Origin of the sequence: Mesorhizobium escarrei (assembly GCF_935825525.1) — a bacterium.
Classification (GTDB): Bacteria; Pseudomonadota; Alphaproteobacteria; order Rhizobiales; family Rhizobiaceae; genus Mesorhizobium; species Mesorhizobium escarrei.
Genome location: NZ_CAKXZT010000116.1, coordinates 153,889 through 179,374, shown reverse-complemented (window position 1 = coordinate 179,374; position 25,486 = coordinate 153,889). Strand labels below are relative to the sequence as shown.

Annotated in this window: 16 protein-coding genes and 4 pseudogenes; 7 read left to right on the top strand and 13 right to left on the bottom strand. The window is 58.1% G+C overall.

Features of this window, described 5'->3' with window-relative positions:
- Positions 1-3: 3 nt before the first annotated feature.
- Together NMG80_RS09840 and NMG80_RS09835 are read right to left on the bottom strand one after the other, a co-directional pair.
- Positions 4-978, bottom strand: a complete 975-nt coding sequence (locus NMG80_RS09840) for an ABC transporter permease (RefSeq protein ID WP_254017897.1) — start codon at positions 976-978, stop codon at positions 4-6.
- A complete protein-coding gene (locus tag NMG80_RS09835) occupies positions 975-2,558 on the bottom strand; it encodes an ABC transporter substrate-binding protein (RefSeq protein WP_254017896.1) in 1,584 nt (527 codons plus the stop codon). Before NMG80_RS09835 ends, NMG80_RS09840 begins: the two co-directional genes overlap by 4 nt.
- 297 nt (positions 2,559-2,855) lie before the next feature.
- Between NMG80_RS09835 and NMG80_RS37810 the strand changes: the two genes are divergently transcribed.
- Positions 2,856-3,086 (top strand): hypothetical protein, encoded by a 231-nt coding sequence (locus NMG80_RS37810; RefSeq protein WP_436798578.1) that lies wholly within the window; start codon positions 2,856-2,858, stop codon positions 3,084-3,086.
- On the opposite strand, the gene NMG80_RS37275 is transcribed toward NMG80_RS37810, so the two are convergent.
- Both NMG80_RS37275 and NMG80_RS09825 read right to left on the bottom strand, forming a co-directional pair.
- Positions 3,001-3,504: a DDE-type integrase/transposase/recombinase gene (locus tag NMG80_RS37275; RefSeq protein ID WP_367185942.1), complete on the bottom strand. Its 504-nt coding sequence runs from the start codon at positions 3,502-3,504 to the stop codon at positions 3,001-3,003. The genes NMG80_RS37810 and NMG80_RS37275 overlap by 86 nt on opposite strands.
- 270 nt (positions 3,505-3,774) lie before the next feature.
- Entirely contained in the window at positions 3,775-5,577 is a 1,803-nt protein-coding gene (locus NMG80_RS09825) for a CocE/NonD family hydrolase (RefSeq protein WP_254017895.1), read from the bottom strand.
- A 358-nt stretch (positions 5,578-5,935) separates the two neighbouring features.
- On the opposite strand from NMG80_RS09825, the gene NMG80_RS09820 reads away from it, so the two are divergent.
- Both NMG80_RS09820 and NMG80_RS09815 read left to right on the top strand, forming a co-directional pair.
- Positions 5,936-6,232, top strand: a complete 297-nt coding sequence (locus tag NMG80_RS09820) for a hypothetical protein (protein WP_254017894.1) — start codon at positions 5,936-5,938, stop codon at positions 6,230-6,232.
- Positions 6,233-6,332: 100 nt separating this feature from the next.
- A pseudogene (locus tag NMG80_RS09815) lies at positions 6,333-6,562 on the top strand (DUF6429 family protein).
- On the opposite strand, the pseudogene tnpC reads toward NMG80_RS09815, so the two are convergent.
- The 3 genes and pseudogenes from tnpC to NMG80_RS09800 all read right to left on the bottom strand — a co-directional run bounded on the left by tnpC (position 6,543) and on the right by NMG80_RS09800 (position 8,736).
- Positions 6,543-8,165: pseudogene (tnpC, locus tag NMG80_RS09810) on the bottom strand (IS66 family transposase). The pseudogenes NMG80_RS09815 and tnpC overlap by 20 nt on opposite strands.
- Before the next feature lie 44 nt (positions 8,166-8,209).
- Complete coding sequence (gene tnpB, locus NMG80_RS09805; RefSeq protein ID WP_254017893.1) at positions 8,210-8,557, bottom strand: IS66 family insertion sequence element accessory protein TnpB; 348 nt, start codon at positions 8,555-8,557, stop codon at positions 8,210-8,212.
- Positions 8,554-8,736 carry a hypothetical protein gene (locus NMG80_RS09800; protein WP_254017892.1) on the bottom strand — a complete coding sequence of 61 codons (183 nt, stop codon included), beginning with the start codon at positions 8,734-8,736 and terminating at the stop codon, positions 8,554-8,556. Before NMG80_RS09800 ends, tnpB begins: the two co-directional genes overlap by 4 nt.
- 291 nt (positions 8,737-9,027) lie before the next feature.
- Here NMG80_RS09800 and NMG80_RS09795 point away from each other — a divergent pair.
- Positions 9,028-9,156: pseudogene (locus NMG80_RS09795) on the top strand (IS481 family transposase); the annotation flags it as partial.
- Between the two features lie 36 nt (positions 9,157-9,192).
- On the opposite strand, the gene NMG80_RS09790 reads toward NMG80_RS09795, so the two are convergent.
- From NMG80_RS09790 to NMG80_RS09780, 3 genes are all read right to left on the bottom strand, one after another.
- Entirely contained in the window at positions 9,193-10,587 is a 1,395-nt protein-coding gene (locus NMG80_RS09790) for an MmgE/PrpD family protein (RefSeq protein WP_254017891.1), read from the bottom strand.
- 39 nt (positions 10,588-10,626) lie between these two features.
- The gene (locus NMG80_RS09785) at positions 10,627-12,030 is read right to left on the bottom strand and encodes an MmgE/PrpD family protein (RefSeq protein ID WP_254017890.1); all 1,404 of its coding nucleotides are present in this window, start codon (positions 12,028-12,030) and stop codon (positions 10,627-10,629) included.
- 583 nt (positions 12,031-12,613) lie between these two features.
- Positions 12,614-13,075 (bottom strand): Lrp/AsnC family transcriptional regulator, encoded by a 462-nt coding sequence (locus NMG80_RS09780; RefSeq protein ID WP_254017889.1) that lies wholly within the window; start codon positions 13,073-13,075, stop codon positions 12,614-12,616.
- 289 nt (positions 13,076-13,364) lie between these two features.
- On the opposite strand from NMG80_RS09780, the gene NMG80_RS09775 reads away from it, so the two are divergent.
- The 3 genes and pseudogenes from NMG80_RS09775 to purF form a co-directional block, all read left to right on the top strand.
- Positions 13,365-14,549 (top strand): aminotransferase class V-fold PLP-dependent enzyme, encoded by a 1,185-nt coding sequence (locus NMG80_RS09775; RefSeq protein WP_254017888.1) that lies wholly within the window; start codon positions 13,365-13,367, stop codon positions 14,547-14,549.
- A 31-nt stretch (positions 14,550-14,580) separates the two neighbouring features.
- Positions 14,581-15,726: a M20 family metallopeptidase gene (locus NMG80_RS09770; protein WP_254017887.1), complete on the top strand. Its 1,146-nt coding sequence runs from the start codon at positions 14,581-14,583 to the stop codon at positions 15,724-15,726.
- Positions 15,727-16,068: 342 nt separating this feature from the next.
- Positions 16,069-17,428: pseudogene (purF, locus tag NMG80_RS09765) on the top strand (amidophosphoribosyltransferase); the annotation flags it as partial.
- 999 nt (positions 17,429-18,427) lie between these two features.
- Here the strand turns inward: purF and NMG80_RS09760 are convergent.
- The 3 genes from NMG80_RS09760 to NMG80_RS09750 form a co-directional block, all read right to left on the bottom strand.
- Positions 18,428-19,870 carry an aspartate ammonia-lyase gene (locus tag NMG80_RS09760; RefSeq protein WP_254017917.1) on the bottom strand — a complete coding sequence of 481 codons (1,443 nt, stop codon included), beginning with the start codon at positions 19,868-19,870 and terminating at the stop codon, positions 18,428-18,430.
- Between the two features lie 298 nt (positions 19,871-20,168).
- On the bottom strand, positions 20,169-22,643 hold the full coding sequence (locus NMG80_RS09755; protein ID WP_254017886.1) for a GcvT family protein: 2,475 nt from the start codon (positions 22,641-22,643) through the stop codon (positions 20,169-20,171).
- A gap of 1,105 nt (positions 22,644-23,748) precedes the next feature.
- Positions 23,749-24,930 carry a M24 family metallopeptidase gene (locus NMG80_RS09750; RefSeq protein WP_254017885.1) on the bottom strand — a complete coding sequence of 394 codons (1,182 nt, stop codon included), beginning with the start codon at positions 24,928-24,930 and terminating at the stop codon, positions 23,749-23,751.
- Positions 24,931-25,486: the final 556 nt, after the last annotated feature.

Below are 25,486 nucleotides of genomic sequence, written 5' to 3'. Positions count from 1 at the left end.
CTCCTACTTCGGATGCCGCAGGCGGGGGTTGGCAAGGATCGCGGCGACGTCTGCGACGATATTCAACCCGATGTACACGGCAGCAAAGATGAGACCGACGGCTTGAACAACGGGCACGTCGCGCTTGACGACGTGGTCGACCAAGTATTGCCCCATGCCTGGGTAGACGAAGATCACCTCGACCACGACGACGCCGACGACCAGGTAAGCCATGTTGAGCATCACGACGTTGATGATCGGCGCGATGGCGTTCGGGAATGCGTGCTTACGGATGATATCTAGGGCGGAAAGACCCTTGAGTTCGGCCGTCTCGATGTAGGCCGACTGCATCACGTTCAGGATCGCCGCACGCGTCATGCGCATCATGTGCGCCAGGACGGAAAGCACCAATGCGATTACCGGCAGCACGATCGCCTTCAGCTTCTCAACGAAGGGGATTCCGTCATAAACGGTCGAGATCGACGGGAACCACTGCAGCTTCACCGCAAGGAACAGGATAAGCAGGTAACCGATGAAGAATTCAGGCAGAGATATGGACGCTAGCGCAAAGCCCGAAATCGCCTTGTCGATCGGACCGTTGCGGTAGCGCACGGCCAGCAGCCCGAGCATGATTGCGAGGGGAATCGACACGACAGCGGCCCAGAAAGCAAGGAACAGCGTGTTCCACAGCCGGGGCATCAGCGTCACAGTGATCTCCTGTCGTGTGGTGAGCGCGGTGCCGAGATCGCCGGTGATAACCCCGCCGAGCCACTGGAAATAGCGCACGATCGCCGGATCGTTGAGGCCAAGCTCCCGGCGCAGATTAGCGACCGCCTCGGGCGTGGCAGCCTGTCCGAGGATAGACTGCGCCACGTCACCTGGAAGGATCTGGGTGCCCGCGAAGATCAGCCCGGAGACCGCGAAGAGGAGGAGAATGCCCAGCCCGACGCGCTGGGCAATCAGCCTCACAAGGGGTGAGTTGACAAGCACTCGGTTCAAGCCTCGAGCCAGCACTGCGTCAAGGCGTAACCGTTCATCAGCGAGTCGACCCGTCCGACGTAGCCGCCAAGCTGGTCGGAGATCGCATCGATGAACTGGTTGAACATCGGCACGATCGTCCCCCCTTCATCGCGAACGATGACGGCCATCTCGCGATAGAGGTTCTCGCGCTTATCCTGGTCGAGTTCGCCGAGCGCCTGGATGAGCAGCTTGTCGAACCTTTCGTTAAAGAAGTGCGTATCGTTCCAGGGCGCCGTCGACAGATAAGTGGTCGAGTACATCCACCCTTGTGTCGCCCGCCCCCTCCAGTTGGCGGCGCAGAAGGGCTGCTTGTTCCAGACTTCCGACCAGTAGCCATCGCCCGGCTCGCGTTTGACCTCGATGGCGATGCCGGCCTTGGCCGCGCTTTGCTGGAAAAGCTGCGCGGCGTCGACAGCGCCGGCAAAGGCAACCTCGGAGGCCCTGAGCAGGATCGGCCCGCTGTGGCCCGACTTCTGATAATGGAACTTGGCTTTATCCGGATCGAAGGCACGCTGCTCGATGCCCTCGGGGAAGAGCGGATAGGCCGCATTGATCGGGAAGTCGTTGCCGACAGTGCCATAGCCGCGCAGGATCTTGTCGACCATCTCCTGACGATCCACCGCGAGCTTGAGCGCCATCCTCAGGTCGGCATTATCGAAGGGCGCCGTGTCGCAGAACATGTTGAAACAATAGTGGCCGGGACCCGACAGGGCCTCGACCTTCAAATTCGGCACGCGCTGGATGAGATCGACGACCTTTGTTTCGACCTTATTGATCATATGCACTTGGCCGCCCTGCAGCGCGGAAACGCGGGCTGTGGTGTCATTGATGGCGACGATCTCGACCTGATCGGCGAAGCCCATCTTGTCGGACTGCCAGAAATTAGCGAAGCGCTCGCCGCCGTGGCGGACGCCGGGCTCATTGACGGTCACCTTATAGGGACCTGCACTGATGCCCTCGGCCGGGTTGTCCTTGCCACCGTTGGGCTGGATGACGAGATGATAGTCTGCCATGAGGTAGGGCAGCTCGGCGTTCGGCTCCTTGAGGGTGACGACGACGTCGCGGCCGTCGGCCTTGACGCTCCCAATGCCTGCCAAGATGCCCAGCGCGCCGGACTGCGATTCCTTGTTGGAGTGGCGCTCCAGCGTCGCCACAACATCCTCCGCTGTCACAGTCTTGCCGTTGTGGAATTCAACGTCCTGACGGATTTTGAAGGTCCAAACTTTGGCGTCTTTGGATGAGCCGATCTCCTCGGCAAGCCGGTTCTCCAGTCCCCCATCGCCCGTCAGCGCCACGAGAAACTCGCCCCAGCATTTGCCGAAGTAGGACATCAACTCGATGAATTTCGCTGGGTCGAGGGTGTCCGTAGCCGCCCCACCTACGATGCCGGCTTTAAGGATGCCGCCCCTTTTCGGCGTCTGCGCCTTCGCGGCGCCGGCAAGAAGTGAGTTGGCGAAAGTGGCACTAACGCCGAGCGCAGTCGCTCGGCCGAGAAATTCACGTCGGCTCAGCCGGCCCGCAGCGAAGCGGCGGCTTAGATAGTCGAGTTCCTGCGACATTGAGATGCTCCTCCTCCCTTTGTTTCCTTGGTGCCGAGAATGCGGCTTTGTTTCTTCCATGATACCAAGTGAGGCCGCTGCTTTGCACAATTTGTTGGGCTATCGGCGCAGAAAATCGGCGCACTTGCACGGTCTTGCGCCGAAGTCGATTTCCTACGCGATCCAGCGTATTGTCGCTCACCATCTGCACTCGTCGGCTCTCTGCAGGTAGCACTGGCCACCGCCATAAAGCGGCAGCACGACCCGCCCAGGATCGTTGGCGACCTGCTCGGCGGAGCTCACCGAGAAGCAAGCCCATTGCATCAAGTACCAAGCTCACCGCCGCCAAGCTGCCGCTGGCGAGGACTTCGACTTACCGATACGCCGGTCAACGAGACGCTGGTCCGCGACATCACCACCGACACCTTCATCGCCGATCAGCGCGACGCCGTCCTCATCGCGGTTACCGGCACGAGCAAGTCGCACCCTCGCCGTCTCCATTACCGGTCGCTCGCCCGCGTGGAGTGCGCCCCTGAGGATGGACAGTGATCAGGCTGCTGTTTTGCCAGTCTGCCGGGTGTGTTGACCCTCGAACCGTTACGGGCTCAGATAGGGGGCGCCGAATGGAGCCTGCGGTTATTGTAGACATCGATGAAGCGGGGAAGGTGTTCAGTTGTTCAGTGACGTCGTCGAAGGTTGCGAAGCCATAGGGGTAAACAGCTTCGACCATCAGCGTCTTCACGAAGCTCTCGGCCTCGGCGTTGTCGTAGGGGTTGCCTCTGCGGCCCATCGAGCCGATCAGGCCTTGATCGGCAAGAAGTTGCCGGTAGATCTCGGCGGCATATTGCGAGCCGCGACCGGAATGGTGAATGCAGCCTGGCGGTGGTCTTCTCCGATCGATGGCGGTCCTCAAGGCGGCGACCGTCAGGCGCGCATCGATCGAGCGGCCGATGGCGTAGCCAACGATCAGGCGTCACCACGACCTCCTTCGGCGGCAGAATCACCGTCTCGCGCTCAGGCGTTGTCCTACCGCAGCGTCGCACCATCCAGATCAGCACGCCACCACGGAACAACGCTGCTTAAATCTAGTGGGTCGCACCAGCGGTTATAGTTCAATCCGGTTCAATGAGGCCGCGCACCGCCAGCTACAGACACATAGGATACCAAGGCTGCGATTGGTCACTTGATCGCGTTCATATCCGACGAGCGTTCCTTTCCACTGTAATCGGCTTTCTGCTTAGGGCTCGATGATCGGTAGGTCGATGTAGCAACCGGCTGGACCATGGTGAAATTTGAGGAAAGGCGGCTCACCGTCCGCGGGGACACTGGCAAATGTGGGTGCGTCGCTGCCGGCGACAATCACTTTCAGGCGGTGACCCGCCGGGATACGAGCGGACATCGGGAACAAGGTGAAGGTCAGAATGGCGGAGTCGCCCGGGGTGAGCGGTTCGGCGTCGCGCCGCAGGTAGGTATGGTCGGGTCCAAGCGCGCTGAATGGTGAGTCCGTCCAAATCTTCCGGTGCAGGGCGCGCAACTGCCCCCGCGTGAGATAATAAGGCTCCCCGTCGGGCTTTATGCCGTGGAGGTAGAGGAAGAAGGCACCGTCCTCGCGGGTCGAGGTGACGTTCAGGTGGACGACAGGTTGTCCGGTGATCTCGACGTCGCGCGTCAACGCCTCACTGGTGTAGGTGAGACGACCGGCCCCGGAATTGCGCAGATCTCCAAAATCCATCTCGGGGCGGTTCCACCACACTGAGGTAAGAGCTCCCGTGGCGCGGTCAACCTGAAGTGAGTCGAAGCCAGTTCGGTCGGGCGAGGCACTGAGGCGGGAGTCACTTGCCATGTACCACCGTTGGCGGGTGGTGCCCGGCAGCGGCCATAAGCGGGTGGTTTTCCACCCCTCCCCGAGCGTATAGTAATGGAGGACCTTCCCTTGTTCGCGAGCAGCCTGGCCGTTCAAGCACAACTCGGCGAAGCGGATGCGATTCGCCTCCAGGGTCTCTTTCGTTGGAAAGATGGCCTCACTCTCGGCACGGAGGGGATCGTATGGTATCTCGTGGGAATGGCCCCACGGGCCAATGATCTCGCTGATCGGATTTGCCTGTAGTACGAAGCGTCGAAGGGCGCCTTGACTTAGGCCACCATCAAACCAGCCGGTATAGTCTTGCGTTGGGGTGCCTGAGCGAGAGATGCGGTCCGCCACTTCCATTAGGCTCGAGTCGCGCCAGGACTCCCCACCCCAAGTTGTGGGACGATCGTCCTTGAACGTCACCTGCTGCTGGCCTTCCCATTCCGATGGGGCGGTATCGTGATCGCGCAAAGCCGCTTGAAGGTCCGCCTCGCCGTCTGGCCCGACGGGACGAACGCCCGGCGAGGGGATGATCGTGATCGCGCCAGTCACTTCCACCTTGGCGAACACATTGCTGTCTTGGTATTTGACCGAGATGCCCCATGTTTTTCCCTGAGAGTCGTTGCGGATTCCACCGGGAAAGTAGTTCTCTTCATAGGGATCGATCTCTCTACCGCTCGGCATGGTGCCCCTGAGCGCCGGATGGTTTCGCTCCGCCATGAATGCCGCAGTGGTGCCCACGTAGGAATGACCGTAGCCGACCACACCGCCGGTGGACCAGGGCTGCGCGACGATCCAGTCGAGCACGTCGCTGAAGTCCAATATTTCGGCGCGCGAATAATGATGACGCCACACGCCAAAAGATGCACCAGTGCCGCGAACATCTCCGACGACCACGGCATAGCCGTGCGGCACAAACAGCTCTGCAAAGGGGTTGGTCGGGTCTCCTTTGACGCCACGCCAGTAGCGGGTCATCACCAGGACGGTGCCCCGCTTGGTATTAGGGCCGTCGCCCAATGGACGAACTATATCTAAGGCGATCTTAACACCGTCGCGCATGGGCACGTAAACCGATTCCAGCGCACCTATCTTGTTGGAGCCCACGGCTTTGCTATGAAGGTCAAAGCCGAAGATCGAGTGTTGCAACTCATGCGCACTGGTTTCCAGCAGATGGCGGCCTGAAACGTCCATACGGTTCCCTCGGATATTCGGATCTGAATTGCTTGTTCAATTTACTACTCCAAAGGGCTGTTTTTGAGCGAATGCGCCTCATAGAACGCATTAAATCTCCATTCTTTTCCGTTTTGCGCAAAACCAGGCCTGGGGCGGGCAACGGCACTCGGCATCAAGCCAACGGCAAGGCGGAGCGCTTCATCCGGACGGCACTTCGTGATTGGGCCTGTGCTCAGGCCAAACCAACTTGAATGCGTCGAGCCAGTAGCCATCCGGCCAAGGCCGCCCGGATTGGCTTTTCGGTTTCGCAATCTTTGCGGTAAACCGATTATGCTGCTGACCAAAGCGACTGCCGCCATAATCGGAGACTACCCTGATGCATGAACGGAATGAAAATGCGAAGCGCGCCCGCGAAATCCTGAAGGCCTGCGGGATCGATATATGCACAGCCTTCGAGGCGCTGGATGGGCGGCAAATCGATGCGCTGCTTGCACATCTGGATCAGCATCGGTTCAACAAGTACGGCCCTATGAGCAAACTTCGCCAACCACCGGGCAGCGTCAATTCGCGAGTGCGATCGTTTCACGGCCTGCTTCAGGGCCGTGCTGCACTCCGGCAGCCTCGAATCGCTGCATCAGTGGGTACTGAACTCAGGTCGGAGACTGAAGAGTAGCTTGGCGACCTGATCGCTTCTCTCAGCTAGCCGTCCGCAGTCGGTTAGTCCCATGTGGTCGGTGGGCCGCGGCGGGTGCGGTCTGTGTTAAGCTGCAGCGATGGAGATCGACACCAACAAGATCGATGATGGCGGTCCTGGCACTGGCTGACCCTGCACAATGAACGGTGCGCCTGGCAGAGCTTTGACTGGGACGTGACGGATCGACTTCACCGGAAGGGATTGATCGCCGACCCGGTCAACAAGGCAAAATCCTTGGTGTTGACGGACGAGGGTCTTCGGCGCTCGGAGGAACTGTTTCGCGCGCTGTTTACGCGGCCGACGCCATGAGCGCCCGAGCGGGCCGCCAGTTCCATGGCAGCAGGTCCTCGAGCCGTGTGATCGACGTGTCGGCGACGCGGGCGAGGACATCGGTCAGCCAGGCCTGCGGATCGACGTCGTTGAGCTTGGCGGTGTTGATCAGCGTCGCCATGAAGGCGGCCCGATCGGCACCGCGCTCGGAGCCTGCGAACAGCCAAGCTTTCCTGCCGAGGGCAAAGCCACGCAGCGCACGTTCGGCGGCGTTGTTGGTCAGACAAATCCGGCCGTCGCTGAGGAAGGACGTGAAGCCGTCCCAGCGCTTCAGCACATAGTCGATTGGCTCAGCAACCGGAGAGCTTCGGGACAGTTTTGCCCGCTCGCTCCGCATCCATTCCTCAAGCGCCTCTGCGATTGGCCGGCTTTCCTGCTGGCGTCGTTGCAGTCGTTCGTCGGCGGCAAGACCGTTGATGTCGCGCTCGATATCAAACAGCAGGTCCATTCGTTTGACCGCCTCGAACGCGATCGGGGAGATTGGTGCGGCATCCTGCCGCGCTTGGCATTGGTAGCGATGTCGGCGAGCACGAAGAACTTGCGACGCGCATGCGCCCAGCACAGCGCCTGGGTGAGCGGACCGGGATCGCGGCCCACTTTGAACAGCGGGTTATAGCCGCCATAGGCGTCGGCCTGCAGAATGCCGCTAAAGGTCTTCAGATGTCGCTCGGGATGTTCCTGCCGCCGATCGCGCGAGGCATAGTAAAGTGCCGCCGGCGGCGATTGCCCGCCGAACGGCCGGTCATCCCTGACATAGGTCCAAATGCGGCCCGTATCGGTCTTGCCGCGGGCCAGGATCGGCACTGTGGTGTCGTCTCCATGAAGCCGCTCGGCGGCAAGCACATGCGTCTCGATCAGCGCATGCACCGGCTTCAGCGCCGCGGCACAGGCTCCGACCTGGTCGGCCAGTGTGGAGAGGCTGAGGTCGATGCCCTCGCGGGCATAGCGCTCGCTTTGTCGGTTCAGCGGCTGGTGCTGGGCGAACTTCTCGAACAGGATCATCGCCAAAAGGTTTGGTCCGGCAAAGCCGCGCGGGGTCACGTGGAAGGGCGCCGGCGGCTGCGTGATCTTCTCGCACTCGCGGCAGGTGAACTTCTCGCGTACCGTCTGGATCACCTTCCACTGGCGCGGGATCACCTCCAACGTCTCGGTGACATCCTCGCCAAGCTTCGCCAGCTTGGCTGAACCGCAGCACAGGCAGTTCCTGGGCGCGGCGATGACGACGCGCTCACGCGGCAGATGCTCGGGGAAGGCTTGCGCGTTGGGCGCTTGCGCTCGAAGGCCCGGACAGTCTACAACCGCGCCGCCATCTCCGCCGCCGCTGGCGTCGGCTTCCAGCTCTTCGAGCTGCAACTCCACCTGGTCGAGGCGCCGCTTTGCGCTCCGAGCGACTGCCATGGATGTCGCGCTTCAGCTTCTCGATCTCCAGTCGCAGTCGCGCGATCAACGCATCCGAGTGCGAGTTCACGGCTTGCGCGCGGGCAGCGAGAGCTTGCGCCTCGCGGCGGGCGGCACGCTCCGCGAGGATCATCGCGTGCGCACTGGCAAGATCATCAGGAAGCTGATCGGCCGCATCGGTCATGGCGCGATGGAATCATATTCGCTCCTCCATGCCAACGATTTTGCTCATCCCGCCGAGCTCGGACGCCAGGTTTTTTGCGCCATCCGCCAGTCGATGCCTTCGAGCAGATAGCCGAGCTGAGCGGGCGTGATCACCACCGTGCCGTCAGCCGCAGAGGGCCAAATAAAACGCCCGCGCTCCAGCTTCTTCGTAAACAGGCAGGCACCCTGGCCGTCATGCCAGATCACCTTGATCAGCCCTCCTCGACGCCCGCGGAAGCAGAACAAGTGGCCGCTGTGCGGATCGCGCTTCAACGTCTCCTGCACCATCAATGCGAGGCCGGGGAAGCCCTTGCGCATGTCCGTATAACCAGTGGCGAGCCACACCTTCACGCCGCTCGGGACCGGGATCATCGCCGCTCCAGCACATCCAGGATCCGGCCGAGCGCTTCGGTATCGATATCACTCTCAATCCGCAGCCGACGGGCGCCGCCAAGCTCGATCGTCACCGTGCTGCTCTTCTTGCGCTGTCGCGATATCGGTGGTTGCTGCGCAGGCGGCTGCGGCGCCGGCCGCGCCTCGACGACCTCCACTGCAACGAGCTGTGGCACTGACGGCGCAGAGATCTGACAGAGCTCCTTGCGCCACCGGAAAAGCTGGCTCCCATGAATCCCGGCCGATCGAGCGATCTCGGAAACACTGACCCAGCCTCAAACGTCGCCGCGACCAGCCGCTCCTTCTCCTCCCGAGACCAGCGCCGGCGCCGCTCGACCGACGTGATCACTTCAATCTGATGCTTCGTCACAGGGCTACTCCTAGTGCTTGCACTAGGACTTGCAGCCTTCACCCTACCTCAGCAAGGCGGCCGTCACCGTGGGGAATCTCGAGCCAACGAGCTGCGAAATTGGCTGCATCGACCCAACTTGCATCGACGTCATTGCAGCCTAAAATCCAAACCTACTGTCAGCAGACTTGCTGTTTGCCGCGACAACCTGTTGAGGCTCCACAACTAAGAAAGTCCGTCCGATTCGCGCTGACAAGTAATGCCTTCACGCCGTAACGAGGCTTGATGTGAGTGGGCGTAGATTGGATAACTGTTCCAACTGCTCGATCGCCGCGAGCGCTCGGCCAGTCTGAGTGGGACCCAGCACGGTACTCGCGCAGTCCTTGAACTTGGACACAAACTCCCACTCCGTCATGGGGTTTTCCGGATGGCCGCGCATGTGATGTACGGTTTTCTGGACCACCCGCCCGTCCTGAAGAGAGATTTCAACCCGCGCAGCCGCGCAGAAGCTTCTCGGATCCCGATTAGTAAGTTCAGGATCGAAGTCGAGCTTTGAAATGCCAATTAGCCGTCGGACAGCCGAGTCATCAATTACTTCTTGAGAAAACTCGGCAAGAGATACACGCCCTCGGGCTAATGCGACCGCGGAGCAAAACTCCATGCTAAATTTGCCCTCCATGGGCGCTTCGGGGGCGTGGTACGCTAGGTCACCACCAACCCCTGGAGCAAGCAAGCATCGAATGTGCTTGACGTCTTCGGGTTGGATGTCATGCCTATCGCGCAATTCGAGAATAGCATCGATCGCCGAATGAGTATCGAGGCAGGACGGATACTTCTTGAAAACGATTCCCGGCTCGCGGATATCGAAGGGATTGCCGAGGAGTGACCCCACATCGACGGAAGGCTCACGCTGTGACACGTACGTGTCAAGAAAGCCGTTTGAGCCGTCTAGCGCAGCCAAACTTGCGGTCGCTCCTGCTGCAGCCAAGAGCGCCGCCTCTAACCCATCCCTAGCTGCGAAACCGCAATGCATGGGCTTTACCATCGTGCCGATGTTCGAACGTATGCCGGCAACACGGGAAGCAGCAATTCCAATGGCGGTGGCTGTACGTTCGTCGTTGAGTCCAAGTATTTTCGAGGCGCCAGCAGCAGCGCCAAATACGCCGAGTGCGGCGGTGGCGTGCCAACCAGACTGATAAAGCTCGTAGCCAGCAATGCGACCGAGCTTAGTCATCACTTCAATGGCAGCAGCATAAGCGAGAAGGACGTCTCGGCCTGAACATTGGACGAGTTCCCCAGCCGCCAAAATCGCGGGGAGTGCGGGCGCGGTAGGATGCCCGCACATCGGGTCACTGACGTCGTCAAAATCGCAAGCGTGTGCCATCACACCATTGGCGAGAGCGGCACCAAGCGGGGAACTTTGAACGGAATGGCCAAGGATGGTCGCGCCCCCACCCGCGGAGCCTGCATTCACTATCCTGTCGAGTAGGATTCGCGTTACAGGCTCTGGTGCACCCGCAATCGCGCAGGCCAGACAGTCCATTACCCCGTATTTTAGAGTAGTTATGTCGGTTGGCGACAAGGCGCTGAATTCTAGCGCGCTAACGAACATCCCCATAGCCTTCGCCAGCGAGCCAGCACCGTTAACACTTAAATTCATAGAAAATTGCCCCGCTTATTAGCTTCTCTGCGCTCGGATTTACGCGGGACACCTAGGTGCCACGAGCAGCTCAAAAAGCGGCGCCAACGTGGGCTGCTTATCAAGGTCGTTGATGAAGTCACCAATCAACCCAAGTTGCTTATCGGCGAATTTTATCATCGACATTTCAGCACAAGCCTTAAGTTTCTGGACGCCGTCGGCTATTGACGCCGGTTTTTCTGGATGTCCGAATGCCTTATCGACACGAATGAAATGTTCCGCGCCGCCTCTGAGAGTCACTTTGACCGTTACCGGCGAATTGGAATAGAGGCCGTGCGTACGTTCGATCTCTGGATCGACTTCGATTTTGATGACCGCCATTATCCGGCGAACGGCCCGATCCCCAAGCGCAACGGGAAGGAAATCGCGAATTGTAACTTCACCGCGCTGGGCCGCGACAGCTGTGGCGTAAGGCAGGCTAAAACGCGCTACGACCGGATCTTTCGGATCCCATTTTTGATCGCGCGGCTGGACTACAAAATCCTCAGCCAGACGATTCAATCCGAGCTCGATTGAGACAATATCCTCGCCAGTGAAATTGTACCTCTGCCGCAATTGAAGAAGTCCGTCGATCGCAGGATGTACGCATTTACAGGCCGGCCACGGCTTGAAGCTAATGGACGCGTTCACATACTCATTCCCGAGTTTGTCCATGAGCAAGTTAAGATCGTAGCCGGGTTCGAAGGCCTTGTAGAAGCCATACCTCCCAAAGAACGGATCCCGCGGTCCGTTGAAGCCTACCATTGCTGATAGCGCTGACTCCAGTCCAGCACGTGCCCGCAACCCCTGCTGCAGCGAGACTGTGTGAGCAGCCTCTTCGTACATTTGCAATTCTCCAGCAGCGTGCGCATAAGCGATTCCGAACGCATTTCGGGTTTTTTCTTCGTCGAGCCTCAGCAACTTGGCACTGACTGCAGTTGCGCCCCAGACCGCGACCATATTGTCGCGTCCTGTTTCTATAGCGTTGGTCGTGACGCTGCGTGCAAGGCGCACATGCAAATCGATAGCGGTCGCGACTGCGGAGAGCAATTCACTTCCAGTGATGGAAGGGTCGCGTTCGGCGAGTGCCAGGGCCGGCGGGACATCATAGGCGCTTGCGTGGCAACCGTTGATACAGAGCTCATATGTCTCATCAAAATCAAGGGCTCTGGCCGTCGTCGCATTAACCAGGGCCGCCAAGCTGGCGGGGAGCTTCTCTCCGGAAACCCAGACCGTACATTCTGGCTTGCCGCCCGACAACGCACCCAAGTCGCGGGAGAAGCGGGCGATAGGCTCATTCGATCCGCCGATCGCGCACGCGATCGTGTCAAGGATTGAGAGCTTGGCACGTTCTATCGCTTTCTCGGGTATCGCCTCCAGTTTGGAGTTGAGAACATGTCTAATGAGTTGCGTTGTCACATCCATTGCCATACCTCCAAGCGATTTGAATCGAGAGCCCCTTGAGCGCGAGTAGGTCGATCGGCTGGCCTCGACGCTGGCAACCGAGAGCCGATCTCGTGTCGATCCGATCCGCACAATAGAGCCGAAGCTGTCAGCCCTGTTTTAGATGTAGGGCCGACCAGGATGCGCTTTGCATAAATCATGCCTGTTTCGAGCAGGAAAGCTGCGTTTTTCTGCTGTTTCGCGCGCAAGCCAGACTATTAAGGAAGTGGAAGATTCCCGACTCCCCGGGCGGTCACCCGCTGTCGTTCCGGCACCACAAGTACCGACACACTGGGAATATGCGACCCTCGCCGAAAGGGCACGTCCAAAGGCGCCGCCCCAACACAATGATTTTGTCGGGCTGCCGCTGCATCTGAGGTTTCGTGCTCACTCAGTGTTTTCACATCTGATCTGAGCCCAATAGGTACAGTGCGATAGATCCGCTATAGGCTACGATCCTGTCTCGCGCTTGACGATCCGTGCACGAATCGGGAGAAGGCTGCGCCACTGAACACGTCTCAACCTCACCTTGCGTTACCCTGCCGCGCACGAGCGCATACTGCCGTTATTCTTCAATAGGCAGAGCCAATGATGCCTTGATCCTATCCATTACGACCATCGTCTTAACTGCTTTGATATCAGACTCATGAAAAAATCTGCGGGTAAATGCCTCATACTCGGCCATGTCTCGGACAGAGATCAATAGAACGAAATCGGCTTCACCCGTTACATAGTACGCACTCATGATCTCAGGCGTGCGCCGGACCGCTTGCTTGAACCGATCGATGATATCTACCCGCTCTCGCTCGAGACTGATAGACGCCAGCATGAGCATGGGACGACCCACGGCTTGTGGCGAGACTACGGCAACGTCAGCCTCAATCACACCACCATCGCGCAGTCGCTTCAGTCGCCGCTGACAAGCGGTCGCAGAAAGGCCCGCAAGTTCGCCCAGTTCGGCTGTCGTAAGACGATTGTCGCGCTGCACTGCGTTGAGAAGCTTCCGGTCAACTCGATCCAGGTCCATTTCACGATCACTGCAAAAAAGAACGCATATGCGCAGGAAAACTGCTTAGTCCCCACGATATTAGCCTGATTTCCACAATGATCAAGCCATAAAATGATCCAATCAGCGAAGCGCATTTGCCTCCCGGTGTGAACCTCTTGTCCTATAAATTCGGCCGAATGGTACGGTCGCCCGCAAGGTAGCTCGACGGCTTCTCAATCAAGGCACTTTCGTTGCTCACAACTGCAGAGAATGGGCGTCCTGAGTAGGTTTTGCGCCTTTACCCACGAACACGGATCTGATGACGAGCATGACAAGCCATTTTCTTACTTTGGACGTCCTCCGGCAGGAGTTTCCGGCCATTAAAAGCGCCATTTACATGGATGTTGCAAATCAGGGGCTCATATCCAGAACCACCCGCACGTCTATGGATCAGCATCTTGACAATAGACTGAATGGCCTGAATGACGAAGAAGAAATGATGCAGCTGGTCGAGCGAACACGTTCCAGATTTGCTCAATTCGTTGGCGCCGAAACAGATGAAATCGCTGTTACGAAGAACGCGTCGGAAGGCATCAATATAATCGGAAACGCGATTGCTTGGAAGCCGGGAGACAATGTTGTCCTGTGCCGCCAGTTGGAGCACGCAAACAACATCTTGCCTTGGCTGCAACTCAGGGACAAGCACGGAATTGAGCTGCGGGTGGTAGAAACTGACAATGGTGCAATCCCGTGCGACGCTATTGTCGATCAGACCGATTCTCGTACCCGTATCGTCACAGTGTCGACCGTTACAATGGTCCCGGGCTTCAAGACAGTGATGGAGCCGATAGCCGAGGCTTGCAAGCGCCTGGGCGCCTTTCTTTTGGCCGATGCCTCCCAATCAGTTGGCATACTCCACACCGATGTTACTCAGCTTGGCGTCGACGGTTTGGTGGCATCATCTTACAAGGGGTTAATGGGCCTCTATGGGTTGGGATTTCTGTATTGCCGCCGGGAATGGGCCGATCGCCTAAGCCCTGCCTACCTCGCCCGCTTTAGTGTCGATTTGGGCGACGCACCAGAGTCGGCTCCAATATTCAATTCGGTAAAATTGCGCGCAGGCGCGCCCCGTTTCGAAATTGGCCATTACAATTTTCCGGGCGTCATAGCGGTCTACGCATCCATCGGACAGCTGATGGAAATCGGCACGCCGGCCATTGAACAAAGCGTCACATCGGTCGCAAGGCGACTGGCTTCGGGCCTCCTAGATCTCGGACTCCCAGTCTGCGGCGGAGCACCAGGGGATCACACCGGAAGTATTGTTGCTCTTGGAGAGCCAGCACCTGGTTCGCGCGAAGCCGATAGCCGCATTCAGTCGCTGCGCGAGCATTTGTTGAAAAACCAGGTGATTGTCTCAGTACGCCGGGGAATGCTGCGCTTCTCGCTTCATCTATACAACACAGCAGACGAGGCTGACCGAGTTGTCGGTCTGGCCAAGCGTTGGTTGGCATAGCTGCAAATTACGTTTTAAAGGAGGAGTATTCATGTCATCTATCAGCACACAAACGGTAGAGATTCTCAAACAACTCATAAAAATTGAGAGCATCAACCCTTCAGCGTCGGCAAAGGGGAGCGGTGAACAAAAGGTCGCTGAGTTCCTCGAGGCCTTTTGCCGAGAACGAAATCTGCCATTTGAGTATCAGGAAGTAACCGACGGCCGCGCCAACTTCTTCACCTGGGTTCCTGGGCAGGAGCCGGATAGGCGTGTCCTGTTCATATCCCACATGGACACGGTGCCGGTTGATAATTGGGAGGCAGATCCTTTTTCGCCAGACGAAAGGGACGGTCGGATTTATGGGCGAGGAAGTTGTGACGATAAGGGCCCGCTCGCGGCAATGCTCATGGCTCTTAGCACTCTAGGGGAACGTAAGCCACGAGCCACGATTGTCCTAGGCGCAAGCGTCGACGAAGAATACCGGAAGAAAGGAGCGCGAAAAATCGCTCAATCAGGTGTGTCCTACGAGGCCGCAGTGGTCGGTGAGCCCACTGACTTGGAGCTTGTCGTTGCACATAAAGGATCGGTCCGCTGGCAGGTTGAAGTGGAGGGTGTGCCCGCTCACAGCTCCAAGCCCCATCTCGGAGTGAACGCGATCACAGGAATGGCCAAGGTTATCTTGGCGCTAGATAAGATTAATGAGACTCTGTCCCAACGCGTGCACCCCCTGGTCAGCCCCCCGACCCTCACGATCACGCTCATCGAAGGGGGTGCGGAATTGGCGACGGTTCCGCCATCCTGCCGTGTGTGGATCGACCGGCGGCTCATACCGGGAGAGCGACCGGCGGACGCGCTTCAGGAGGTAGAAAACATCCTGGAAGGCCTGCGCCAGGGTGCCGATAAGATCAAGGTGCGCTCGCTGCTACCCGCTCTGGAAGATCCAGCTCCCCCGAGTGCGGAAGCCACAAAAATCGCCGCAGTGGCGGCAAAGGCCTGTGCTGAAGTTGCCGGAACGGGCCAGCACCGCGGAGTTCCATATGGGACGGATGCGAGTCAGCTCTCGTTGGGAGGTATTCCCTGCATTATTCTTGGACCTGGGAGTATTGATCAGGCTCATACTGCCAACGAGTACGTGGAGATTGATCAGTTGGCCAAAGCGGTCGATATCTACCAAAAGATCATGCTTACCTACTAACGACCACTGGCACAATCACGCAAGAATAGGTCCCGCGATGACTTCGGCTTCGCGGGACCACGTCCCTTACGTTCGACTTTAAAGCCGTATCAAGCCACTTACATATGATCTCGCCGATGCCGGATAATCATCTCTGACCTCCAATGCGGCAAGGCTGGCGCATTTGGCCGGATCTGTCGGCTGAGGGGTGCTTCGCAGCCAACATCTGCGGCCTCATGGTCCGATTCAGGCGAAGACGACAGCTTACCTTATCTTGTGCTTCCGATAGTGATCTTGACCAATGTTTGTGACAGATAACTTTTCTCTGCGGAGGCCGACGATCATTTTCATGATGAATGCGGCATACTCGGAATATTTGGGCCTCAGGATGCGGCCACTGTCGTCACCCTCGGCTTGCATGCCCTGCAGCACCGGGGCCAGGAGGCGGCGGGCATCGTCTCCTATGACGGCACGCAGTTCCACGTGAACGTCATGTCGGCCTAATCGGCGACGCCTTTACCAAGCAGCCGGTCCTGGACCGGCTGAAGGGCACGCGCGCCATCGGCCACACCCGCTACGCCACCGCGGGCGGACCCGGGCTGAGAAACGTACAGCCCTTCTTCGCCGAGTTAGCCGACGGCGGCTTTGCCATCGCCGACAAGGCAACATCACCAATGCGATGACGCTGCAGCGTACGCTGCAGAAGCAGGGTTCGATCTTCTCGTCGACCTCGGACACCGAAACGATCTTGCATCTCATCGCAACCAGCAGCGGAAAGGACGTCAATTCGCGCTTCATAGATGCGGTTCGCCAACTGGAGGGCGCGTTCTCATTGGTAGCGCTCTCCTCCACAAAAATGATCGGCTGCCGCAACGCGCTCGGGATTCGGCCGCTGGTACTGGGCGAACGTGACGGCGCCTGGATCCTCGCCTCAGAGACCTGCGCGCTCGACATCATCGGTGCGCGCTTTGTTCGAGACCTGAAGCCTGGCGAGATGGTCATCGTCACCGCTGAGGGAGTGGAGAGCCTGTTCCCGTTCGAAAAGCAGAAACCGCGGTTCTGCATTTTTGAGTATGTCTATTTCTCTCGCCCGGATTCGTCGGTTGAGGGCCGCAACGTCTATGAAGCGCGTAAGAAGATGGGGCTGAGCTCGCCGTCGAGAACCCGGTCGATGCCGATATCGTAGTGCCTGTGCCTGACACGGCGGCACGCCGGCCGCGATCGGCTTCGCCCAAGCCGCCGGCTTGCCCTTCGAGCTCGGCATCATTCCGCAACCACTATGTCGGCCGCACATTCATCCAGCCGACCGATTCCATCCGCCACAGGGACGTCAAGCTGAAGCACAATGCCAACCGGCGGATGATCGAGGATAAGCGCATCGTGCTGGTCGACGATTCCGTAGTGCGAGGCACAACCCGCCAGAAGATTGTGCAGTTGCTGCGCGATGCCGGCGCGAAGTAAGTGCATATGCGCGTCGCTTCGCCGCCGACCCGCTCCTCATGCTTCTACGGCGTCGACACGCCCGAGACGGCGAAAACTTTTAGCGTCGCGCCTGTCGATCGAGGAAATGGCCAAATTTATCCCTGTCGATTCGCTCGGCTTCCTGTCGATCGACGGGCTTTATCGAGCCCTCGGCGAAACGGCCCGCGAGAACAAACAGCCTCAATTCTGTGACGCCTGCTTCACTGCCGAGTATCCGACCCGCCTGCTCGACCAAGAGGGCGGACAACGTCCGGCCCTGTCGAACTGCAGGCGGATGATAACTCTGGCTAGCCAGCTGGAGCGACTTCGCGTTCAGTATGAACCCCGATACACCGCCCGCCCGGAAAGCGAAGGTGGGCGAAGAGCCAAACCTGTCCTGGTTTCCTGCCTGTGCGACGGGCGAGAAGGGCTGGAAAGCAGACTTACGGGCGTAGGCTTCTCGAGCAGCTCGATGTGATTCCGCCGAAGGCTCTGAGTGATTGTCACTCGCTGTCCTACATACGCGTACACGGCCTGGGAATTGCTCGACCAGGCTGCCGCTCCAGCGGCATCAACAAAAGCGGCATTCCGCTTGAAGCGCTCCATAACCCACCCGATCGATATCGACCGGCGCAGATGGGCGCACTTTATGGGCGAGCTCAATCTTCGAGCTCGAGCGATGACTGGCCACTGAAGTGGTCCCGCGAAGTGTTTGCGCCGCGCTGTCGTTTCAGTCCAAGTGGCGCGGGTGCCTCGTGTGGAACCCGGGATGCGGTCCCTCCCCTTTCGGGCATGCCGCGTTGCTGCTCTCCTAAGCTGCTCGACGATGAACCCGAACGTGGTGTTAGAACTTGGACAATGCCAGACATTACTCGGCTTTCCGGATGCGACGCCGCCAACACCTACCTAGCGAGCAAACATTTAGCGCTCGAAGCTTGGCGCAATCATGCCCAATGTCGATCATGTCGCGACCGAGCATCTGAGCATCGCCTACTCTTGCAAAGTTGATCCTGCCGCTTCACGGCCGGCCCGCTCTTCTGGCGGGTGGCCAGCTTCCTCAGCTGGCCGCAACCTCGAACTCGGCCGGAAACCATCTGCGGGCCTACATGTTGGATCGTCCTTCGATCCACCTTTGCCCCTACCCTAGGGAGACCCGGATTACCTCTAAGCGACCCCTGGTCCGTGGATACTGAACACGGCTCGCCGACAGAATACCTCGGTCACCGAGCGGACCAACAGCGCCGCAGCGCAGATGAGTCGATCAATTTTCGGCCCGCGGTTGTAAAGCCAGCCGTGATCGCGTTGGGCGGGTCAAAAGGTGCGGATCGGCGGTTTGCGCGATTAGGTCCTCCGAAAGGTCCGGCTGCTCGGCCAGGACTTCGCGGATCGTTTTGCCGGAGGACAAGACTTGCTTGGCAAGCTCCGCCGCCCGTTCGTACCCGATTGCGGGCGTCAGTGCTGTTGCCACCGCGGTACTGGCTTCGAGATGTTTGCGGCATGTCTCTACATTGGCAGTAATGCCCACGACGCACTTCATGCGCAGCACATCGATGGCATTGGTCAGAAGCTCAAGCGAGTGCAGTATGTTGTAGGCGATGACGGGCTCCATCACGTTCAACTGCAGCTGCCCCGCTTCGGAGGCAAGAGTGATCGTGAGATCGTAACCGATGATCTGGAAGGCGACCTGATTGACCACCTCCGGTACTACAGGGTTGACCTTTCCGGGCATGATCGAGGAGCCGGGCTGAAGCGCCGGCAAATTGATTTCGTTCAGGCCGCCACGAGGGCCGCTGGAAAGCAGCCGCAGATCGTTGCATATCTTCGAGAGTTTGGTGGCCGTCCGCTTCAGCATTCCCGAGAAGAGCACGAAGGCGCCGGTATCCCAGCAGGCTTCGATCAGATTACCGGCCGAGACGACGGGCAGGCCGGATACTGCGCGCAACTCCGCGACAGCTGCCGCCTGATAGTCGGGGTTCGTATTGATGCCCGTGCCAATCGCCGTGCCACCGAGGTTGATTTCATGGAAAAAGGCGGCAATCTCACCGAGACGGGCCACGTCTTCGCGTAGAGTCGTCGCGAAAGCCTGAAACTCCTGGCCCAGGGTCATCGGAACAGCGTCCTGCAACTGCGTTCGGCCAAGCTTGATCACGTCCGAAAAGTTTTCCGCCTTGGCCTCCAACTCGCCCGCGAGCTGCTCCAAAGCTCGCTGCAGCGCCCCCCGCGAAAGAAGGATCGCAAGGCGGATCGCCGTCGGATAAACATCGTTTGTGGATTGAGCGAAGTTGACGTCGTTGTTTGGATGCAGCGCGTCGTACCGGCCGCGTGGCAGCCCCATGATCTCCAGGCCGCGGTTGGCGATGACCTCGTTGATGTTCATGTTGGTCGAGGTGCCGGCGCCGCCCTGAAACACGTCGAGTGGAAATTCGCCAAGATGCCTGCCCGCAGCGATTTCTTCGCAGACTTGGCATATGATATCGGCCTTTTGTTTGTTGAGATCGCCGAGCGCGGCGTTGGCGCGGGCCGCTGCCGTTTTCACGTAGGCAAGCGCCTTGATGAAGTTCGGAAAATGGCTGATACGGATACCCGAAATCGGGAAGTTGGCGATGCCGCGGGCGGTCTGCGGGCCGTAATAGGCATGGACCGGGATGCTTACAGGACCAAGCGGATCTTTCTCGATGCGCTCGGTTTGTGGAGCGTTCGTCATGATGATTACCTCAGTCATTTTCGCTGGCGCAGTTGGCCGGACGTGCATGTCAGTTGGAAGCTTCAACCCGGAGTTGGTCCAAGCCTCGTGATAAGGGCCGCCAGCGCGACTAAACGGTCCAGTAAGCGACAAGGAGCGTAGCCTGCCTGGCTTCGAAAGTAGTTGCGGAGCGGATCCGCCTGGGATGGGGCTATGGCAATACGAACGAGTCCGAAGTCCTCGTTGCTCGGCCATTCCCCTTGGCGTAACGTCGTTGGGCCTTACCCCGTCGGTTCCCCGCCTCCACAGTGGCGCACGACTATTGCTTAGCCCGATCCCCATTTGGATCGAAAAACGCCCGGAGCGACGCGTCCGATTCGTAGAGCTTGCCGGCGATCTCGATTTCCCACCGACTGTTTTCGATCAAGTCCTTTGTGACACCGGCGGGATGGTTGACATATCCCATTCCGATTGAGGTTCCGATTGTAAAGCTCTTCACGCCAGATGAAATATATCCGACAATCCTCCCCTCGCAGCGGATAAGCTCCTCATGAAAGAGAGCAGGCTTCGGATCGCGAAGCTTGAATGATACCAGTCGTTTCTTTAGCGGGCCGGCATTTTTCTGAACACTCAACGCATCTTTTCCTATGAATCCGCCTTCTTTATTCCAGTCAACTGTAAATCCCAAACCAGCCTCAAGCAACGTGTCAACTGGTGTAAGATCGAGCTGATATTCTCGGTATGCGCGCTCAGACCGCAGATGTTCAAGCGCGTGGTACCCTGCAGGTTTGAGGCCATACGCTTGGCCGGCCTCCCAAACAACGTCAAACACGTGCTGTGCCATCTCGGTTGGAATATGAAGTTCCCAACCAAGCTCTCCGACATAAGTTAGTCTATTGGCTATTACGCGAGCATATCCGATATTGATTTCCTGACTCGTGGCGAACGGGAACGCCGAGTTCGCCAGATCTGTGTCAGTTACTTGGGAGAGGATTTCACGCGATCGCGGGCCTTGCAACGAAAGGACCGCGTACCCCGACGTGAGGTCAGTGATCGTCACATTCCATTCGTCAGTAATGTGTTTTGTGATCCAGGCTTTATCCCGGGGATGTACGGTCGCCGACGAAATAATTAGGAACTCCGTCTGCGACAAGCGGTTTACAGTGATATCTGTCTCTATCCCGCCCTTTTCATTGAGCATATGGGTATACACCAACTTTCCGACCGGTACATCCACGTTGCCGGCACAAAGCCACTGAAGGAAGCGGCAGGCATCGCGACCCTGAACCAAGTGTTTTCCGAAAGAGCTTTGGTCCAACAAGATAGCATTGTTACGGGCAGCCGTGCACTCCTGACTGGTATACTTGAACCAGCTCGGCTCGTCGTAGGAGTAGATGTTTTTAGTCGACTCCCCCTCCCCCGCGAACCACATGGGACGCTCCCATCCCATCCCTTCGCCAAAGCTAGCTCCAAGCCTCGCCCACCGGTCGTGAAGAGCGCTTTTGCGGACACCTCGGGATGTCTCAGGCTGGTAAGCTGGCCAGTGCATCTTATAATGGAGGCCCAGCACTTCGGCTGTCCGATCGTGCAAATATCGTTTATTGATCTGAAAGGGATGAAATCGGGCGACATCGACGAAGCTAATATCCATCTGAGGCTCGCCGGCAACGATCCACTCTGCCAGAGCTCGCCCTGCTCCCGCGCCGTACTCAATGCCCTCTGAATTATAACCGGTCGAAACGAAAAGATTTTTCAATCCAGGAACTTCACCGATCATGAACAGAAGGTCAGGGGTGAAACTTTCAGGACCATTGAAAAACTTGGCAATGCCGCAGTTCGCAAGTTCAGGAACAATCTCTATCGCCTTGGTCATCGGTAGTTCAAAGTGATCCCAGTCTTCAGCAAGCTCGATGTACGCGGTTTCCTTCGGAAATTTCCCCATCGGCAAAGGTTTTCCCCAAGGCTCGAAGGCACCCACCAGGAGCTTTCCTGTATCTTCTTTCAGATACACATGCCCGTCGGTGTCGCGTAGCACAGGCAAGGTTGGCGTCACAAAATCCATTGCTTCGGTCACTACATAAAAGTGCTCTGCCGCGTATATCGGAATTCGTGCACCTAACTTGGACGCAAGTTCTCCGGTCCAAAGCCCACACGCAAGTACCAGAACTTCAGCCTCAACAACTCCATGGTTAATCCGAACTTGGTAGTTCCCGTCTGCTGTTCGCCAGAGGTCGGTCACTTCGGCGTTCTCAATGATTTTTACGCCGTTCTTCTTGGCGCCAAGAGCTAACGCCATGCATGTGTCGACAGGATTGGTTTGACCGTCTCCAGGGATGAAGACTGCGCCTTCGATGATTGACGAGTTGAGGGCTGGATAGAGTTTTTTCGCCTCGCTCGGCGAGATCATATTGGCCTCAAGGCCAAAACTTTTGGCGATTGAGGCATTGCGAGCAGTTTCGTGTAGACGCTCTTTGGTTCTGGCGACCCCAAGCGTGCCATTTCGCTTGAATCCGGTAGCTTGTCCGGTCTCGGCCTCCAGAGCGGAGTAGAGTTCTGCATTATACTTTGCGATCTCCGTTAGCGCGTGAGAACCACGCGTCTGCATAATCAAACCCGCAGCATGCCAAGTTGTGCCGGACGTAAGGCTGTTGCGCTCTAAGAGCGCGATGTCCTTCTTACCGTTCTTTGCAAGGTGAAAGGCAACACTCGCTCCCGCGATGCCTCCACCAACTATCAGAATCTCGTGGTGCCGAGTCGGTACTTCACGAGGACGGAAGGGCGGGTTGGTGATCATATGTATCCTTGTTCGGTTTCGGAGAAGGCAGCGGCAAAGTGTGCGACAATCCAGCCAGCTTGAGCTTCTGCTGCAGCGTTTCAGCGCATTTCCGTCCACTTCCAGAGTCAGTCATTTTCCAACAGACTAGGGGGCGACGCTCGCGGAGATTGTGCTAATTGGGGCTGAAAGCGGTGTCATTCTGCGTATTGTTGAACTTCAGCGCTGAATTGTTGCGCGCGCGAGGTAGCGCGGCGCAACGACCCAAATTTGTGCGATTTCGAATATTTGCACCGCGCGTCCCAGGCTAGTCGTAACCTGCACCGCTCTCTGATGGCGGCTCTGGACCGGACGGTTGGCAATCCTTGGCCGCTTGGCGGATTTCGATAAGAACATGCCTCGAGCATGCGCATGAGTCTCCGGAAGATCTGGGGCACTCAATGTCTCTACCGCGTCTATGAGTCGCCGGATCATGTGGGTAGTTGGCGAAGCGGTCTTGCAGGTGGCGCAATAACTGAACCGTACGGTCCGCGATCTGGGTGAACATTAGAGATGAAGGCCTCGTGCGCAAAAGGCCATTTAAATCGCGCTGGTCACCTTGGCCGGCGGCACCAAGGAAATGGAGCAGCCGAGGAAATAAGCGGTCGAGCAGGCCGCGCGTGACCGACGACACCAACACTCAACGCGCTCGTCTTCAAGGCGGGAGCTTCGTCAAGGAGACACGAAGCCGCTTTGCGGACGAAGTATCGACAGTCCGCCTGTCTGAGCGAGACGACTGTCTCCACCACAAATGCACGGGTTTGTACGTTTAAGCCAAACGGGCTGAGCAAGGGGAAAATCATCGTGCGCCCCGCGGTCCTGCAGCGCTCGCAAGTGGGCCCACCGGCGACAAATAGCGCGGCCGGCACTCCGCGCTAGCTGTCGCACTTCGATGATTCTGCCCGCACCCACCGACCAGCGAAGACACTGCGCCATCTAGGCTCGCGTCTCCCGGCTGCTCGGGGCTGCCCACTCCAAACTCAGCTGCTCTGAACCATGGGTGAGACGGCAGGTGGATTGGGAAACGAAGCACTTCGGTGCACCTTCCCAATCCGGCGGAATAGACAAATGTTAGAAGCTTCTTCAGCTAGTCCACGACTATTAGCTGGCGAGCGACATCGGCTAGTCGCTCGCCACCCTTTTCGGTAACGACAAACGACTCCGATATTGCAGCTCCGAAGGCAGGAGGCCTCACCCCTGATTGGAAATGGAAGCACATGCCCGCCTGGAGCACCGTCTTTTCGCCTGAACGAATGCTCACCGTGCGCTCACCCCAGTCCGGCGGGAAGTTCATGCCGATTGAGTAGCCGGAACGGCCCTTTTTGACGTATCCGTGGCGGTTCAAGACGCCCAGCCACACAGTATTCAGTTCGTCGACGACCACACCCGGTTTCGCCATTTCGAGGACAGCGTCGCCACCTTCGATGATAGCATTGGCGAGGTGCTGGGCCTCCTTGGGTGGTTTTCCCATGTAGACCGTCCGCGTCAGAGGCGCATGATAATGGCGCCTAGCCGCCCCAATTTCCAGGAGAACCAACCCCGACTTGGGCAAGGGCTTGTCCGACCATGTGAGGTGCGGCGCGTTCGTCTTCTCGTCAACCTGTATCAATGGACAGAGACTGGTATAATCACCGTATTTCCCGTCAACACCTCTTGTCTGAGCGGCATAAATCTGAGCGACGATTTCGTATTCAGGAACTCCCGGCTTCAGATTATCTATCGCCTGGCGCATGGTGTGGCTGACAATCCGACCCGCTTCCCTCATGTAGACGAGTTCGGCGTCGGATTTGACGAGTCTGGCCCAATTAACGAGGCCTCGGCTGTCAGAGAACTTTGCATTTGGAAGGCCGTTGAGAAGGTGCTGGTGCGCGCGCGCTGTATAGAAATGCGCATCAAGCTCAACCCCTATGCGATCTGATCCCCAGCCGCGGGATTTTATGATTTCGCTGACCTCGTCGTAGGGATGCAGCTCCACATGATGGAGTCGGTCGTCGGAAAAATTGATAATGTTCTCAGCAGGCAAGTCCGTCGTAGCACGAGCGCCATTTACGTCAACCAGCCGCCCTATCCAAATCGGCGTGTCCGATTTCAGGTGCAATAGAACCACTTGAGGCGTGTAGAAGGACCAGGCGTCATAACCGGTCAGCCAGCACATATTTGCGGGATCTTGGCAGATTAGCAGGTCAAGTCCTGATTCCTCCATCCGTGTTTTGACGTCATGGACACGGCGTCGATACTCCGCAGGCAGGAAGGGTTTCTCATAGTCCATTTCGAAGTCGTCCTCTGAACCTAGGTTGGCTGACCGGACCAAGCAATCTTTCCATGCCCATCCGTACTGGTCGACAAGAACCTAGCATGCTTCAGAGGACTGCTTCGCGCGGACCTGGCCGGCCGGCCGCAGAAAACCTGCGTTTTTACAGCTTGGAGCGCAGCTTCAGTTCTGTTCTGAGAGACCTCAGCGCCGTGTCCGGTGGTCACAGAGGCTCCTTATTGGCTCCAAACGGCCGGACAGCAGAGGACTAGTGCTGACCAGTATCGATCCACGGGAGAACTTCGCCGTCGCTCCCGACACCGGGGCGCGTCTCAAGAATGCGGCAGCACGGTCAAACTGCTGAGACCATCACGTACCAAATGAGCCATACTCGAACGGCCACGGCGACACGAGTATCCAACCTGGCTAGCGTGATGAATGGCGTCTTGACTTAGTTGAAGATGACCACCTTCAAACCGGCGGACAGGATCCGCCGATTTTAAGCCGCGCAAGAGCGAACTAATACGCCATCCGCAATGCCACAGCTCGCTCGGGACGACGGACAGCTGCACCA

Coding starts and splice junctions, on each gene's coding strand:
- NMG80_RS09835 (WP_254017896.1), bottom strand. CDS start 2,558: ATGTCGCAGGAACTCGACTATCTAAGCCGCCGCTTCGCTGCGGGCCGG.
- NMG80_RS09755 (WP_254017886.1), bottom strand. CDS start 22,643: ATGATCACCAACCCGCCCTTCCGTCCTCGTGAAGTACCGACTCGGCAC.
- NMG80_RS09775 (WP_254017888.1), top strand. CDS start 13,365: ATGACAAGCCATTTTCTTACTTTGGACGTCCTCCGGCAGGAGTTTCCG.
- NMG80_RS09790 (WP_254017891.1), bottom strand. CDS start 10,587: ATGAATTTAAGTGTTAACGGTGCTGGCTCGCTGGCGAAGGCTATGGGG.
- NMG80_RS09820 (WP_254017894.1), top strand. CDS start 5,936: ATGCATGAACGGAATGAAAATGCGAAGCGCGCCCGCGAAATCCTGAAG.
- NMG80_RS09750 (WP_254017885.1), bottom strand. CDS start 24,930: ATGGACTATGAGAAACCCTTCCTGCCTGCGGAGTATCGACGCCGTGTC.
- NMG80_RS09825 (WP_254017895.1), bottom strand. CDS start 5,577: ATGGACGTTTCAGGCCGCCATCTGCTGGAAACCAGTGCGCATGAGTTG.
- NMG80_RS09760 (WP_254017917.1), bottom strand. CDS start 19,870: ATGACGAACGCTCCACAAACCGAGCGCATCGAGAAAGATCCGCTTGGT.
- NMG80_RS09785 (WP_254017890.1), bottom strand. CDS start 12,030: ATGGATGTGACAACGCAACTCATTAGACATGTTCTCAACTCCAAACTG.
- NMG80_RS09780 (WP_254017889.1), bottom strand. CDS start 13,075: ATGGACCTGGATCGAGTTGACCGGAAGCTTCTCAACGCAGTGCAGCGC.
- NMG80_RS09770 (WP_254017887.1), top strand. CDS start 14,581: ATGTCATCTATCAGCACACAAACGGTAGAGATTCTCAAACAACTCATA.
- tnpB (WP_254017893.1), bottom strand. CDS start 8,557: ATGATCCCGGTCCCGAGCGGCGTGAAGGTGTGGCTCGCCACTGGTTAT.